Source organism: Chelativorans composti (genome assembly GCF_039541695.1).
GTDB lineage: Bacteria > Pseudomonadota > Alphaproteobacteria > Rhizobiales > Rhizobiaceae > Chelativorans > Chelativorans composti.
On record NZ_BAABGS010000063.1, the window covers coordinates 1 to 14,373 of the forward strand.

The 14,373-nt window shown below is 60.9% G+C and carries 11 protein-coding genes; 8 read left to right on the top strand and 3 right to left on the bottom strand.

The features are described from left to right. Positions 1 to 189: 189 nt before the first annotated feature. The 7 genes from ABD906_RS11185 (at position 190) to ABD906_RS11215 (ending at position 9,644) form a co-directional block, all read left to right on the top strand. A complete protein-coding gene (locus ABD906_RS11185; protein ID WP_345099484.1) occupies positions 190 to 591 on the top strand; it encodes a hypothetical protein in 402 nt (133 codons plus the stop codon). A 250-nt stretch (positions 592 to 841) separates the two neighbouring features. Beyond that, positions 842 to 2,791, top strand: a complete 1,950-nt coding sequence (locus ABD906_RS11190; protein WP_345099485.1) for a PrkA family serine protein kinase — start codon at positions 842 to 844, stop codon at positions 2,789 to 2,791. A gap of 27 nt (positions 2,792 to 2,818) precedes the next feature. After that, on the top strand, positions 2,819 to 4,144 hold the full coding sequence (locus ABD906_RS11195; RefSeq protein ID WP_345099486.1) for a YeaH/YhbH family protein: 1,326 nt from the start codon (positions 2,819 to 2,821) through the stop codon (positions 4,142 to 4,144). Positions 4,145 to 4,158: 14 nt separating this feature from the next. Further along, the gene (locus ABD906_RS11200; protein ID WP_345099487.1) at positions 4,159 to 5,697 is read left to right on the top strand and encodes a SpoVR family protein; all 1,539 of its coding nucleotides are present in this window, start codon (positions 4,159 to 4,161) and stop codon (positions 5,695 to 5,697) included. A gap of 584 nt (positions 5,698 to 6,281) precedes the next feature. Then, positions 6,282 to 6,923 (top strand): outer membrane protein, encoded by a 642-nt coding sequence (locus tag ABD906_RS11205; protein ID WP_345099488.1) that lies wholly within the window; start codon positions 6,282 to 6,284, stop codon positions 6,921 to 6,923. Positions 6,924 to 7,395: 472 nt separating this feature from the next. After that, entirely contained in the window at positions 7,396 to 8,307 is a 912-nt protein-coding gene (locus tag ABD906_RS11210) for a sulfurtransferase (RefSeq protein ID WP_345099489.1), read from the top strand. 713 nt (positions 8,308 to 9,020) lie between these two features. Then, entirely contained in the window at positions 9,021 to 9,644 is a 624-nt protein-coding gene (locus ABD906_RS11215; protein ID WP_345099490.1) for a DUF6969 family protein, read from the top strand. 782 nt (positions 9,645 to 10,426) lie between these two features. Here ABD906_RS11215 and ABD906_RS11220 read toward each other — a convergent pair. The 3 genes from ABD906_RS11220 to ABD906_RS11230 form a co-directional block, all read right to left on the bottom strand. Beyond that, on the bottom strand, positions 10,427 to 11,242 hold the full coding sequence (locus ABD906_RS11220; RefSeq protein ID WP_345099491.1) for an ABC transporter permease: 816 nt from the start codon (positions 11,240 to 11,242) through the stop codon (positions 10,427 to 10,429). After that, positions 11,239 to 12,030, bottom strand: coding sequence for an ABC transporter ATP-binding protein (locus tag ABD906_RS11225; protein WP_345099492.1), 792 nt, complete (start codon positions 12,028 to 12,030; stop codon positions 11,239 to 11,241). Before ABD906_RS11225 ends, ABD906_RS11220 begins: the two co-directional genes overlap by 4 nt. A gap of 69 nt (positions 12,031 to 12,099) precedes the next feature. Then, entirely contained in the window at positions 12,100 to 13,131 is a 1,032-nt protein-coding gene (locus ABD906_RS11230) for an ABC transporter substrate-binding protein (RefSeq protein WP_345099493.1), read from the bottom strand. Between the two features lie 427 nt (positions 13,132 to 13,558). Here ABD906_RS11230 and ABD906_RS11235 point away from each other — a divergent pair, with 427 nt between their 5' ends. Further along, positions 13,559 to 14,308 carry an alpha/beta fold hydrolase gene (locus ABD906_RS11235; RefSeq protein WP_345099494.1) on the top strand — a complete coding sequence of 250 codons (750 nt, stop codon included), beginning with the start codon at positions 13,559 to 13,561 and terminating at the stop codon, positions 14,306 to 14,308. Positions 14,309 to 14,373 lie beyond the last annotated feature (65 nt).

Here is a 14,373-nt window from a genome sequence, read left to right on the forward strand (position 1 = left end):
CCCTCCCTGCTGTCGCAGAAAGGGAAAGGGTGGACGACTTTTACACCGCCCGCAGCAGCTCCATGCCGCCGCTTCCGTGGACTAGTTTCTCACCGCCGTTCTCAGACGATCTCGTCGGGCTTGTGTCGCTTGTTTGCCATTGTGGTCCTCCTTCATGGTCAAAACCATACTTCAAGGTGGACCCGTTCAATGGGGGTGGATCAGAACCCTCGGGTCATTCGCCTCACCGCAGGGAAAGTGTCCAGTGTCAGTTTTGCGGCCTCGATCACACGCGTCGTTCGGGTCGACATCAGCTCGGACGCGTTCATCGCCGGTGGGGCGCAGCTCAGGGAAGAGTGGTTCCCGCGTCTGGCCCAGCTCATCCTCATTCTGCGGGAAGAGCCCTCGGTGCTACGTCTGTCATATATCGATCAGAACTCGGAGAGGAAACTGGCGACGCGCCGTGTGGATTTTCTGCGCAACACGATCCAGAAGCTTTGGCAGGAACGTCCGGGCAACTACCGGTTGGAGATTGAGGCTCGAATCCTCAACCAGTTGGGGCAGGGATGGGACGATGTTGAATCTATAAGTTGGGCAATCGAGCCATTCTGATGAATAGATAATGCACTAATAGAAATCAATTTTGTCCGTCCAAGGCGTCGAATTGTCGAATGAAAGGAAGTTGTCAGAATTATTACTGGAAAACATCGTCTCGCCATAAAGCAGTCAGTTGAGAAATCTATTGTATAGTTCTTTCGAGTCGTCGGCCTGACGCGGAACTTTGATGGATGGTGATCGTTGATCCGGTAGGGCGCTACGGCAAGAGCCTGTACTGTCAACCGGCTTGCCAGGAGAGGGCACAATGCAAGGGAGCCACTCGGACGTATTCGATCTCTTCGCGGAGATTTACGCTAGTTCCAACCAGGAAGAGATGAGCTTGCAGGAATATCTGCTCGCCTGCCGCGACGATCCTTCCATGTACGCGACGGCGGCCGAGCGGATGGTGGACGCGATCGGTGAGCCGACGCTCATCGATACAAGCACGAACGAGCGTCTTGGGCGCATCTTCTCCAACCGGACCATCAAGGTCTACTCTGCCTTCGCCGACTTCTACGGCATGGAAGAGACGATCGAGCGGATCGTCGGTTATTTCCGCTACGCGGCGCAGGGACTGGAGGAGCGCAAGCAGATCCTTTACCTGCTGGGGCCGGTGGGCGGTGGCAAGTCCTCGCTTGCTGAGCGGCTGAAGAAGCTGATGGAGCAGCGTCCCTTCTACACGCTCGCCATCAACGGTCAGATCAGCCCCGTCTTTGAATCGCCTCTTGGTCTGTTCAACCCGGACCGGATGGCCGATCTCCTTGAAGACAAGTATGGCATTGCTCGCCGCCGCCTCACCGGCCTGATTTCGCCCTGGGCGGCCAAGCGGCTGGACGAGGTGGGCGGCGACATTTCCCGCTTCAGCGTGGTCAAGGTCTGGCCATCCCGTCTGCGCCAGATCGGCATTGCCAAGACCGAGCCCGGCGACGAGAACAATCAGGACGTCTCCTCGCTCGTCGGCAAGGTCGACATCCGCCAGCTTGAGCACTTCAGCCAGGCGGACCCGGACGCCTATTCCTACAGCGGCGGTCTCAACCGCACGACCCAGGGTCTGCTCGAGTTCGTCGAGATGTTCAAGGCGCCGATCAAGGTCCTCCATCCTCTGCTGACGGCGACTCAGGAGGGCAATTACAACGGCACCGAGAACTTCGGCGCCTTCCCCTATCAGGGAATTGTGGTCGCCCACTCGAACGAGTCGGAGTGGCTGCAGTTCAAGAACAATAAGAACAACGAGGCGTTCCTCGACCGCATCCTCGTCGTGAAGGTGCCCTACTGCCTGCGCGTCACCGAGGAGAAGCAGATCTACGCCAAGCTTCTGCGCGAGAGTGAGCTTGCGAGCAACCCCTGCGCGCCGGAAGTTCTGGAAATCCTGAGCCGCTTCACCGTCTCCACGCGCCTTGCAGAGCACGAGAATTCCCCGCGCTACACCAAGATGCGTGTCTATGACGGCGAGAACCTGAAGGACATCGATCCCAAGGCCAAGTCGGTGCAGGAGTACCGTGACGCGGCCGGCGTGGACGAAGGCATGACAGGCGTCAGCACCCGCTTCGCCTTCAAGGTTCTTTCCGAGACGTTCAACTACGACACCCGCGAGGTGGCCGCTGATCCGGTGCATCTGATGTATGTCCTGGAGCAGGCCATCAAGCGCGAGCAGTTCCCGAAAGAGGTGGAGGCTTCCTATCTCGACTTCATCAAGTCGGAGCTGGCGCCGCGCTACGCGGAATTCATCGGCCACGAGATCCAGAAGGCCTATCTAGAGTCCTACAGCGAGTACGGCCAGAACCTGTTCGACCGCTACATCGCCTATGCCGACGCCTGGCTGGAGGATCAGGACTACAAGGATCCGGATACCGGCCAGATCCTCAACCGGGAGATCCTGGACAGTGAGCTGTCGCAGATCGAGAAGCCGGCCGGCATCGCCAATCCGAAGGACTTCCGCAACGAGGTGGTGAAGTTCACGCTGCGGGCCCGCGCCCGCAACAACGGCCACAACCCGTCGTGGACCAGCTACGAGAAGATGCGGGAGGTCATCGAGAAGCGGATGTTCGGCCAGGTGGAGGATCTGCTTCCGGTCATCAGCTTCGGCTCCAAGAAGGATTCGACCACCGAGAAGCAGCATGCCGAATTCGTCCAGCGCATGATCGCGCGGGGCTACACGGAGCGGCAGGTGCGCCGGCTGGTCGACTGGTACATGCGAGTGAACAAGGCGGGGTGAACCGGAGGGGCGCCCGAAGGGAGGTTCATGCCGAATTTTATAGACCGCCGGCTCAATCCGAAGGATAAGAGCATTGGAAATCGCCGCCGCTTCTTGAAGCGGGCTCAGCAGGAGCTGAAGCGCGCGGTAAAGGAACACATCCGGAGCGGCAAGATCGCCGATATCGAGGGAGCGCACAGCGTTCCCATGCCGTCCCGCGATACCAGCGAGCCGTCCTTCCGGCACGCCCCCAACAGCGGTCATCGTGAATATGTTCTCCCGGGGAACAAGGAGTTTTCGCCGGGAGACCGCATCGCCAAGCCTCCGGCCGGCGGTCGCGGCGGCGGCGGCGATGGCACGCCCGGCATCGGCGAGGCGGAGGACGATTTCCGCTTTGTCCTTTCGCGCGAAGAGGTCCTGGACCTCTTCTTCGAGGACCTCGAACTGCCCGACATGGTCAAGCTTAGCCTGAAGGAAGCTGTGCGCTACAAGCCGCGCCGCGCGGGTTACACCACGGCCGGCGCCCCCAACAACATCAATGTCGCCCGGACCATGCGCAACAGCCTCGGTCGCCGCATCGCGCTCCATCGTCCCAAGCTGTCGCAGATCGAGGAGCTGCGAACCCGCATTGAGGCGCTGGAGGCCGAGCCGTCCACCGCTGCAAGGCGGAAGCAGCTGGTGACGCTGCGCGAGGAGCTGGAGCGTCTGGAGCGCCGCCGCCGGATGGTCGCCTATGTCGATCCCGTTGACATCCGCTACAACCGTTTCGAGCAACAGCCGCTTCCGAACGCCAATGCGGTCATGTTCTGTCTCATGGACGTGTCGAGCTCCATGGGCGAGCGGGAGAAGGACCTGGCCAAGCGCTTCTTCGTGCTGCTGCACCTGTTCCTGAAGCGCCGTTACGAGCGCATCGACATCGTCTTCATCCGCCACACCCACGAGGCCGGTGAGGTGGACGAGGAAACCTTCTTCTACAGCACCCAGAGCGGCGGCACGGTCGTATCGACGGCGCTCGAAAAGATGCGCGAGATCATCGGACAGCGCTATCCGGCGAGCGAGTGGAACATTTATGCCGCCCAGGCCTCCGACGGTGACAACATCGCGGGCGACTCCGACCGCTGCGCCGCCTTGCTGATCGACGACATCCTGAGGCTTTGCCAGTACTATGCCTACGTCGAGATCATCGACGAACGCGAAACGGAAATCTTTGGCGCCACCGAGAACGGCACCTCGCTGTGGCGCGCCTACCGTACGGTCGGCGAGCACTGGCCGAACTTCCAGATGGCCCGCATTGCCCGGCCCTCCGATATCTATCCGGTGTTCCGCCAGCTGTTTGCCAAGGGCGCCAGCGCGACGACGCGTGCCGGCAGATAGGGGAGGGCAGGGATATGACCAGCGCCGGTGGAAAGCTTCTGTTTGAAGGGTCTGACTGGAACTTCTCCACGCTCGCCCGCGTCTACGATGCGATCGAACAGGTCGCCCTGGAAGACCTTCATCTGGATGTCTATCGCAACCAGATGGAAATCATTTCATCCGAGCAGATGCTGGACGCCTATTCGTCCATCGGCATGCCGCTCATGTACCAGCACTGGTCTTTCGGCAAGCGCTTCGTCTACGAGGAGACTCTATACCGGAAGGGCAGACGCGGCCTCGCCTACGAGCTCGTCATCAACTCCAACCCCTGCATCACCTATCTGATGGAAGAGAACACGATGGCGATGCAGACGCTGGTGACGGCCCACGCTGCCTTCGGCCACAATCACTTCTTCAAGAACAACTATCTCTTCCGCCTTTGGACCGATGCCGGCGCCATACTTGGATATCTGGACTTCGCCAAGCGCTACATCGCCAAGTGTGAGGAGCGATTTGGTCTGGCTGCGGTAGAGAGCGTTCTCGATTCCGCGCATGCACTGATGGACCACGGGGTCTTCCGTTACCGCCGTCCGCCGCGCCTGTCGCCCGAGAAGCAGCGGGAACGCGTCCGCGAGCGTCTGGAATACGAGGAGCAGAGCTACAACGAGCTGTGGCGGACTTTGCCGCAGGTCCGCAAGGAGGGGGAAGTGAAGGAGACGGCAGAGGAGGCTCGGGACAGGAAGAAGGCGCTCAATCTGCCGGAAGAAAACCTGCTCTACTTCCTGGAGAAGAACAGCCTGATTCTCGAGCCGTGGCAGCGGGAAATCCTTCGCATCGTGCGTGTCATTGCGCAGTATTTTTACCCGCAGCGTCAGACCAAGGTGATGAACGAGGGCTGCGCGACGTTCGTCCACTATCACATCATGAACAAGCTCTTCGATCAGGGGCAGCTGAGCGAAGGCGCGCTTCTGGAAATGCTGCACAGCCACACCAATGTGGTCATGCAGCCGGATTTCGACGATCCGCGCTATGGAGGGATCAACCCTTATGCGCTGGGCTTTGCCATGATGCAGGATATCCAGCGCATCTGCACCGACCCGACACCAGAAGACCGCGACTGGTTTCCTGAAATTGCCGGAACGGGCAAGTGGCGGGAGACTCTGCTGGAGGCGTGGGAAAATCACCGCGACGAATCCTTTATCCTGCAGTACCTGAGCCCCACGCTGATTCGCCGTTTCCGTCTTTTCACCCTGGGTGACAGGGCCGAGGAGCCCTACGTGGAAGTCTCCAGCATTCACAATGAGCGCGGTTATGAAAAAATTCGCGCTGCGCTCGCGCGCAGCTACGACGTCGGGACGCTCTTCCCGGACATCCAGGTGATTGATGTCGATATGCTGGGAGACCGGCAGCTCCGCCTGCAGCACAACATCCGCAACGGTGTCGTTCTCGAGGACAGGACACGCGATGCGACGCTACGGCACGTCCGGCACCTGTGGGGCTACGACGTCAGCCTGGTTGGTGTGGACAGTGACACCGGCAAGGTTGTTTACGAGGCCCGGGCAGACACCCTTTAGAGTGCCTTCAGTAGTATTAAACCTCCATTCTGGAATTTCGAAAAATATGACAGACAAATAACTACAATATCTTAGTATGGATACGGTTCGCTGAAATTCTAGGGCGGTTCCGGGGGGGTGAGACCGGATTTTCACGCGGTGACCGAAAAGCAGGTATTCGAGCAGTCCGGTCCCTCACAACAGGATCGCATTTCCCACAATCAGGAATTTCGGGAGAGTTTCATCCAGGGCATTTGCCGGAAGAAAAGGTCTTGCTCTGCTGCTCCCAAGCGTGAAACCTCCGCGCGCATTCGGCAGTCTCGGCGCTTGCGCTGCCATAGGGGCTGATATGCCCGCGTGATCGGCCAGGCTTCAATCCGAGTGAACTCTGCCGCGACGGAGGGTGGATAATAATGAAGTATAATATTTCGGCCGCGTAATAATAATCGTTATCTTGTTGGAATATCCTGGATGTTGCGTACTTAATGTTAAAAGTTATGGTAGGCAATTGATTTTCAAAAGGTGTCAATTTATACGAAATTTGGTTGTTGACTTGGTCCTTCATTTGTATATGTGTCGTGCTTCTTTATTCGGATAGGTGTTGTATGAAGAAATTTGTTGCATCCATTTTAGCTGGTATGGTGCCTTCCGCGGCATTTTCTGCCGACGCCGTGCGCACCGTTGATTTCAACCCGCCCGTTGCACCTGTTGTCGTTATGGAAAGGGGCTTCGACTGGACTGGTACCTATGCCGGTGCCCAGGTTAGTGGTCTTTGGGACGTCAACCGGAGCACTCGCAACAGGAACAAGCTGAAGGAAGCCCAGTTCCTTGGTGGTCTTTACCTCGGGTACAACCACCAGTACGCCAACAACCTGGTGACGGGTCTCGAGATTGACGTAACCGTTCCGAAGAAGAAGAAGGCCGACGCTGTCGACCCGCGGCTCTTTGGTTCCGCCCGCGTCCGTGTTGGCTACGCGATGGACCGCTTCCTCCCCTACGTCGATGGTGGACTTCTGGTGGGTCAGATGGAGGCCGCCGCGCCTGCGAAGGGTTCTGCCAGCAAGAAGACGCATTTCGGCTTCACGGTGGGTGCGGGTGTTGAATATGCCCTGACCGACCACATCAGCGCCCGCGCATCGTACCACTACATGAAGCTGCGGGATGCCGATTACCAGCTGGTCACCGGGAACCGGAAGGTCGGCTTTGCCGGTCACACCCTGGGCGTGGGTATCTCCTACAAGTTCTGACCTTCATTCCCCAATTCCGGCTCCGTTAGAGCCGTCTGACGCCGGGACTGTTCTAGTCCATTCGGCTTGGCGAAGGAGCCGGAAATTTCAGACCCTCCTCATGTTGGTTAACTTGGCTGCAGTTCCTGCTGCAGCTCTTTTTTTGCGCGGCGGTCCCCTCTGCAACAGGGGGCGGTCCATGGGCGGGGAAACGGTTGCCTGCCTCGCCGCCTGCGGTCGCCGCCGCCAGATCGCCTTGAGCCCTCTCTTCGTCGCGGAAACCGCAACGGCTGTTGCCGCGGTCAGGAGGCGCTGGCTTCCCGGACTGCCAGCTCTGTCTGTGCGGCATTGTCATGCTGAAGAAAGAGGTTCTGTCATTCGGCGGAAAATGGAAAACATTTTCCGCGCAACGCGGATTCTCCAGTGGGTCCAAATCCTCCCTGAGGAGGCGCGCTTGTTATGCTTGCGCAACTTCATGCTGGAGGAAGATCCAATGCGCGCCCTTTCTGCTCTTGCTCTTGCGACGACCCTGATATGGGGTGGCGTCGCATCGGCTGAACGGCTGACCGATCAGCCGCTTGTCGATGCTGCCTGGCTTCAGCAGCATCTCGACAACGAATCCCTTGTCGTGCTCGATATCCGTGACGTTGTCCAGAACGCCAATCCGTACGAACAGGGCCACATTCCGGGTGCCGTGAGTGCGCCTTACAGTTCCGCCGGCTGGCGCACCGAGGTTCAGGGCGTGCCCGGCCAGCTGCCGCCGCTCGAGCAGATCCAGGCTCTGATCGGGAATCTCGGCATCGACAATGACGCTCACGTTGTCATCGTGCCGTCCGGCACGGATTCCAGCGAGTTCGGCGGTGCGACCCGCATCTACTGGACCTTCAAGACGCTCGGCCATGACGCGGTGTCCATCCTCGATGGCGGCTGGCGTGGCTGGCAGGCTGCCAGCGGCGAGGTGAGCGCGGATCCGGTCAAGCGCGAGCCGAAGCAGTTCCTCGCCAAGATCAGGGATGAGTACCTGGCGACCACAGCCGACGTCGAGAAGGCGCTTCAGGATGGCGTGAAGCTGGTCGACGGCCGCCCGGTCGATCAGTACGAGGGCAAGGCCAAGAGCCCCGTGGTTCGCGCGGCCGGCACGATCCCGGGATCCGCCAACATTCCGCACAGCAAGTTCTATGATGCGGAGAAGGGCCGTTTTGCGACCCGCGAGGAAATCGAGGTTCTCGCCCGCGAGGCAGGTCTCAGCCTGGACGAGGACATCATCACCTTCTGCAACACGGGCCACTGGGCTTCGATTCCGTGGTTTGCGCTGAGCGAGGTGGCGGGCAACAAGAAGACCCGTATGTACGATGGTTCCATGGCTGAGTGGGCGGCCGATCCTTCCCGCCCGCTGCAGTACTAAGGTTGGAAGTGGTAGGGCCGGTGCTGTACAACCAGCGCCGGCCCTGTCACGTCGGCAATCTGCGCCTGCGGATTGCGACGGCTTCGGAGCCAGACGGACGGCGCGCCGCGCCGTTTCGCATTTGGGTGGACGGACATGATCGTTCCGTCTTTTTCGCATGTTCAGGCAGGGTCAGGACGTCGTGAGTAACAGAAACACGCTTCTTTTCGGTGCAGCTCTTGCGGTGGCCACGGTGGCTGTTGCCGCGGATTATTACGCGACCCGTGCCCCGGCGCCGCAGCCGCGCGCGGCTGCGCCGGCTCCCGCGGCCAACCCCTGCGCCGCAAATCCGTGCAGTGCCGCGGCTCCCTGCGCGGCAGCTTCCCCATGCTCTGCCGCTGCGCCGTGTGCCGCTGCTCCGTGTGCGGCTCTCTCTCCCTGCTCCGCGGCGCCCGTTCCTGCGGCGGCTCCCTGCGCAGCATCTTCTCCCTGGAGCGCTGCTCCTGTCGCGGCACCCTGCGCGGCCGCCGCGCCCTGTTCGGCAGCTCCCGCAGCGGCTCCCTGCGCCGCTGCACCATGCTCAGCCGCTCCGGTTCCGGCAGCCGCTCCGTGCGCCGCTGCCCCGTGTGCGGCTGCGCCGGCCCCTGCGCCCGCTGCAGCCCCTTGTGCCGCGGCTCCGGCTGTTGCACCCTGCGCTGCAGCTCCGTGCGCAGCAATGCCCCGGTAGGAACAGAATGGAAGACGCTCGTCAGCAGGCACTTCGGGAGGCTCTCTTCTGCGAGCAGATTCTCGCCAAGGGCGGACAGACCGTCCTTCTCGAGACGCTTCGTGATGCGCCCTCGGTGGAGATGTGGGCGCACTATCCGCCGGGAGACGTCTACGACCCCGAAAGCCGTTCCCAGTGGTACTACCACTGTCACGACACTTCCGCTGACCGGGGGGAGCACGGACATTTCCACTGCTTCCTCCGTCCCGAGGGAAGCCAGGGGCCGATCCATCATCTCGTGGCCGTGGGCGTGGACGCCTATGGCCGCCTGGTCCGGCTCTTCACTGTCAACCAGTGGGTTGTCGCGGATGACTATGCGGACGCGGAAACCTTGATTGGGCTGCTGCCGAAGTTCGACGTCCAGATGCCACGGCCGTCCTATCTCGTGAACCGCTGGTTGACCGCGATCCTTCGACTCTATGAGCCGGAGATCGCCACGCTCATCCGCGAGCGCGAGGCAACGCTGGCGGCCCGCCGCTCATCGCCAGACGATACCGCCGTACTGGAAGACCGGACGCTCGAAGTCACCTCCGAGCTCCGCACCAGTCTTCAGGCCAAGTCGGCCGAGTTCGGCCTATCCCACAGCTCCTGACTGCTGCTCCGTATGTTGATGATCGGCGGGGGACACCGAAATCGGTACGGGCGGCGCGTTTGCTGTTTATGCGCTGCGCTAAGGATATCGCCCGTCAAGCTTCCACCTCTGTAACATCCGGGAACAGCTTGTTATTCGGCATTTCGGCGTATCCGCGCTACAAGAAAGGCTGAGTTGGTCGGCGATTAGGAAAGCTGAACCCGAGATGAATGTCGCATTCAGCATCGGTTCTGCTTCGCCAGGCTATCGATCCAGTAACGTCATGGGGATAGTCATGGTTAGATCTTTCATTTTCATCTTCTTGAGCGCGGTCTGTCTGGCTGCCACCTTGTCGCTGACCGTCAACGCTTCACTGAGCCACAGGCAGGATTCTTCTTCGTTCGTGACGAAGCCCTGTGAGAACTTTTTGGTTTCCTGCTACTTGCCCGTTCGCGGGTAAGGGTTGGCAAGTCGCCCGCACGCGCGAGCTGAGGCATTCCGGCTGTGATGCCGTCCGGGCGCCGGGAGAGGGGCTTCGGGTTGAGCCCGCATAGCGACGATCGCATCATTGAAGATGTTCAGAAGTCCGTGCCAGTCGGAACGGCTGTGACGGAAGCTCACCCTGTCGCAGCTACGCGCCGCGGATGCGGATTGTGTTGAGAGGGGAGAGAGCGGCAGGAAGCGAAAACTTCCCGCCGCTTTTTCGTGTAGGTTGCTGGTCAGTTCAGGTCCTGCGGCTGCGCTTGGGAGCGCATCAGCCAGGTCAGGACGGAACCGGTTTCCGCCCCTGACCTGGCACCTGATCAGGCGTTGGCGAGCTGGCTGCGATGCGCCCAGCCGGTCATGTGCTTTTCGACCCAGGCCATGATCGCGTACATGACGATGCCTTCCACCGCCAGCATGATGAGGCCTGCGAAGACCAGCGGCACGTTGAACAGGCTCTGCGCGCTCGCCATCATGTAGCCCAGGCCCGAGTTCGCCGCGATCGTCTCGGAGATGACCGACCCTACAAAGGCCAGCGTGATTGCCACCTTCAGCGAGCCGAAGAAATACGGCATCGAGCGGGGAATGCCCACCTTCAGCATGATGTCCATCTTCTTCGCGCCGAGTGCGCGCAGCACGTCTTCCGTCTCGGGCTCGATGGTTGCAAGCCCCGTCGCGACATTCACGACGATCGGGAAGAAGGCGATCAGGAAGGCGGTGAGCACTGCCGGAATCGTGCCGATACCGAACCAGATGACCAGGATGGGCACCACGGCCACCTTCGGGATCGCATTGAAGCCGACCATGAGCGGGTAGAGGCCCGCATAGATCACCCGCGACCAGCCGACGAGCAGCCCGAGCGCCAGTCCGCCCACCACCGCGAGCCCGAAGCCGACCGTCGTGGTGAACAGCGTCTGGATGGAATGCTTCTGGATGGCCGGCCAGTACTGGTATAGCGCGCCGGCAATCGCCGTTGGCGCCGGCAGGATCGTGGGCCGGATGCCGAAGAAGCGGACGATCCCCTCCCAGATGAGGAAGAACCCGATCGTGTAGATCCACGGCGCCAGAGCCACCCAGTTGACGAGCGACACCTTGGGCTCGCGCAGCGGAACGGTTTCGATGGCCTTGTCGGTCATTGGGCCTGCCTCGCTTCTGCAATCTCGCTATGAAGCTGCTGAACTTTCCGGCTGAAGTCGGGATCATAGATCAAGTCCAGCTCGCGCGGACGCGGAAAATCTATTCTGTGCTCGTTGAGCACCCGTCCCGGGCGCGAACTCATGACGAACACCCGGTCAGCCAGGAAGATGGCCTCGCGCAGGTCGTGCGTGACGAGGATGATGGTAACGCCGGACACTGCATGCAGGTCGCGGATCACGCACCACAGCTCCTCGCGGGTGAAGGCATCGAGCGCGCCGAACGGCTCGTCCAGCATCAGCAGCTCCGGCTCGTGGATGAGCGCGCGGCAGAGATTTGCGCGCTGCTGCATGCCGCCTGAAAGCTGCCACGGATATTTGTCGCCGAAGCCTTTCAGTCCCACCGTGGCCAGCAGCTTTTCGGCCTTGGCCACATATTCGGCCTTGTGCTGGCGCAGACGGTGCCGGTGCTTCTCGACGATCTCGAGCGGCAGCAGGATGTTTTCCAGCGTGGTCCGCCACGGCAGCATCGTCGGGTTCTGAAACGCCATTCCGGCGATGGAAACAGGTTTCGTGACCAGCTGCCCGCCGACCCTCACCGTGCCGGACTGTGGCAGGTGCAAGCCGGTGACCAGCCTCATCAGGGTTGACTTTCCGCAGCCGGACGGCCCGACCACGGCGGCAAATTCGCCCTTGTTCACGGCGAGCGTCAGGCCCGAAACTGCGAGAACTCCTCCCGGCCCGCCGTAACGCAGGTCCACCCCGTCGATTTGAACAAAAGGATCAGACATCTCACCCCTGTAACTGAAAACTAGGCCCTGGCTTGTGCAGCCAGGGCCCATTCCGAGAGTTTTTCCGTGTTACTTGAGCATGCGCTCGTCGGCCGGGGGCAGGTACTGTGCGTCGAAAACCTGCTCGGGCTTCACGTTGCCGGTCAGACCCATGGAAATGGTCAGCTGCTCCATTGCGCGCTGCATGCGCTCCGGATCGATGCCGCCCATGCCATGCTCCTGCACGTAAGCGGTGTTGATGTTCATCTTGTTGGCCATTTCCAGGCGTTCGGTTTCGACCGCGACGTCCAGGATGTCGTTGCGCTTCACCACAGCTTCGGCGCCGGCCTTGGGAGCGAGCACTGCGTCGCGGAAGCCCTTGATGAGCGCCCGCACGACGCCCTTCACAGCCTCGGGATTGGCCTCCGCGAAGTCGGTATTGACCAGGATGGCGTTGCCATAGAGGTCCAGTCCATGCTCGGCCATCAGGATCGGCACGATGTCCTCATCCGCCACGCCCTGCGCCTTGAGGTTCAGGATCACGGAGAAGGCGAAGCCGAACACGGCGTCAACCTGACCCTGCGCCAGCATTGGCTCGCGTACCGGAAAGCCGATGCTTTCGAGCGTGATGTTGCTGGTATCGATGTTGGCCGCCTGTACGAAGGCGGGCCATTGCGCATAGGCGCCGTCTCCCGTCGGCGCGCCGAGCTTCTTGCCTTCCAGCGACTTCGGGTCATTGGAAATGCCGAGCGACTTGCGGCCCACCACCGAGAAGGTCGGGATGTCATAGACCATCATGATGGCCTTGACCTTCTGGGTCGGATCCTGGTCCAGGAACTTGATGAGCGAGTTGATGTCGCCGAAGCCCATCTGGTACGTGCCGGTCGCCACGCGCGGAATGGCCTCGACCGAGCCGGCGCCGGTATCGATCGTGACCTCCAGCCCCTCTTCAGCGAAATAGCCCCGGTCTTGCGCCAGTACGAAGCCCGCAGCCGGTCCCTCGAAGCGCCAGTCCAGCGTGAAAGCGACCTTGGTCTGCGCCTGCGCAGAAGTGCCCGCCATCATGCCTGCTCCGGCAAGGACGCCTGCCGCCATCAGGGAAAGGAAATGTCTTCTTAGCATTTAGAGCCCCTCTGAGTTTCTGCTCGGTATTGTTCTTGTGAATGGAGATAACAGCACGTCTTGCCGTATATTCGCAAGGGGATTTGCTTATCGATTGTGCATTTATGAAAGCTGCATAATTGACGTGCATGTGATTGCCGATCTACTTGGCAATTTCACAGGTTAAGGGCTACGGAGAAATGTTAGACTATGCCGGCTGGCGGCCATACCTGACCGGGAACCTGCGCTGAACTGCCCGGCCTGAACGTCTGGGCAATCACGATCGTTTCGGGGCTACAGTAGAGCAGGCAGCTGTCGGGCTGCCGGCATTCCGGTGAGTTTCTCGAGCCCGGGTAAATGATCCGCATCGTGGCAGTGGGGATGGAGGGGAATTGACAGAGGCGCGGCTTCCGCGGATAGCCTCGCCGCATTTGCAAGGAAGGTCGAGATGACGTTGGACCAGATTTCCTCTGCCAGGCTGTTTCACCTGGGTGGTTCGTCCGGTGCGCCGGTCCTGCTGATCCACGGTTTTGGCTCCAGCCGTCTTTCCTGGGTAGGAACGGCGTTGGGGTTGGCCGGATACCGGGTGTATGCCGTCGATTTGCCGGCCCATGGCGATGCCGGCAACGATGTGGGCGAGGGCACCCACGAAGCCATGGCCTGCGCGGTCATTGCGGCGATCCGGGAGCTTCCCCGGCCGTTCGCTGTAGTCGGCCACTCCCTCGGTGCCACGGTCAGCCTGCATTTGGCGGAAATGCTGCCGCAGGACATCTCCCATGTGGCGGTCATCGCTCCCGGCGGCTGGGGTAGGTCGATCGACCATTCCTTCCTCAAGGCTTTTCCGGAGCTGCGACAGCCCGAGGAGGCGGAAAGCCTCCTGCACCGGCTCGTCAGCCGCAAGAGTCTCATTCGTCCGCAAATGGTATCGCACGTGCTCCACATGCTTGAGCAGCCCGGCCGGCGCGATGCCCTGCGCAGGCTGGCGGCGGGCATTCTTGCCTCTCCGCCACCACCCCTGCCCAAGGTCGAAAACCTGTGCGTGATCTGGGGCGCCGAGGACCGCATCAGTCCTCCGGACCTTGGTCGGCTGGCTGCGTTCGGAGACCAAGCCGCCGTTCTGGAAGGAGTGGGGCACCTGCCGCACGTCGAAGCCCAGACGGCTGTCAACCGCCTTCTCAAGGGCTTTCTCCCGCACTGACCCGCATCGGTCGCATATGTTGCATATGTGGCGTATGTCGCTGCCTTCAATTCGCCGTCGCGCCG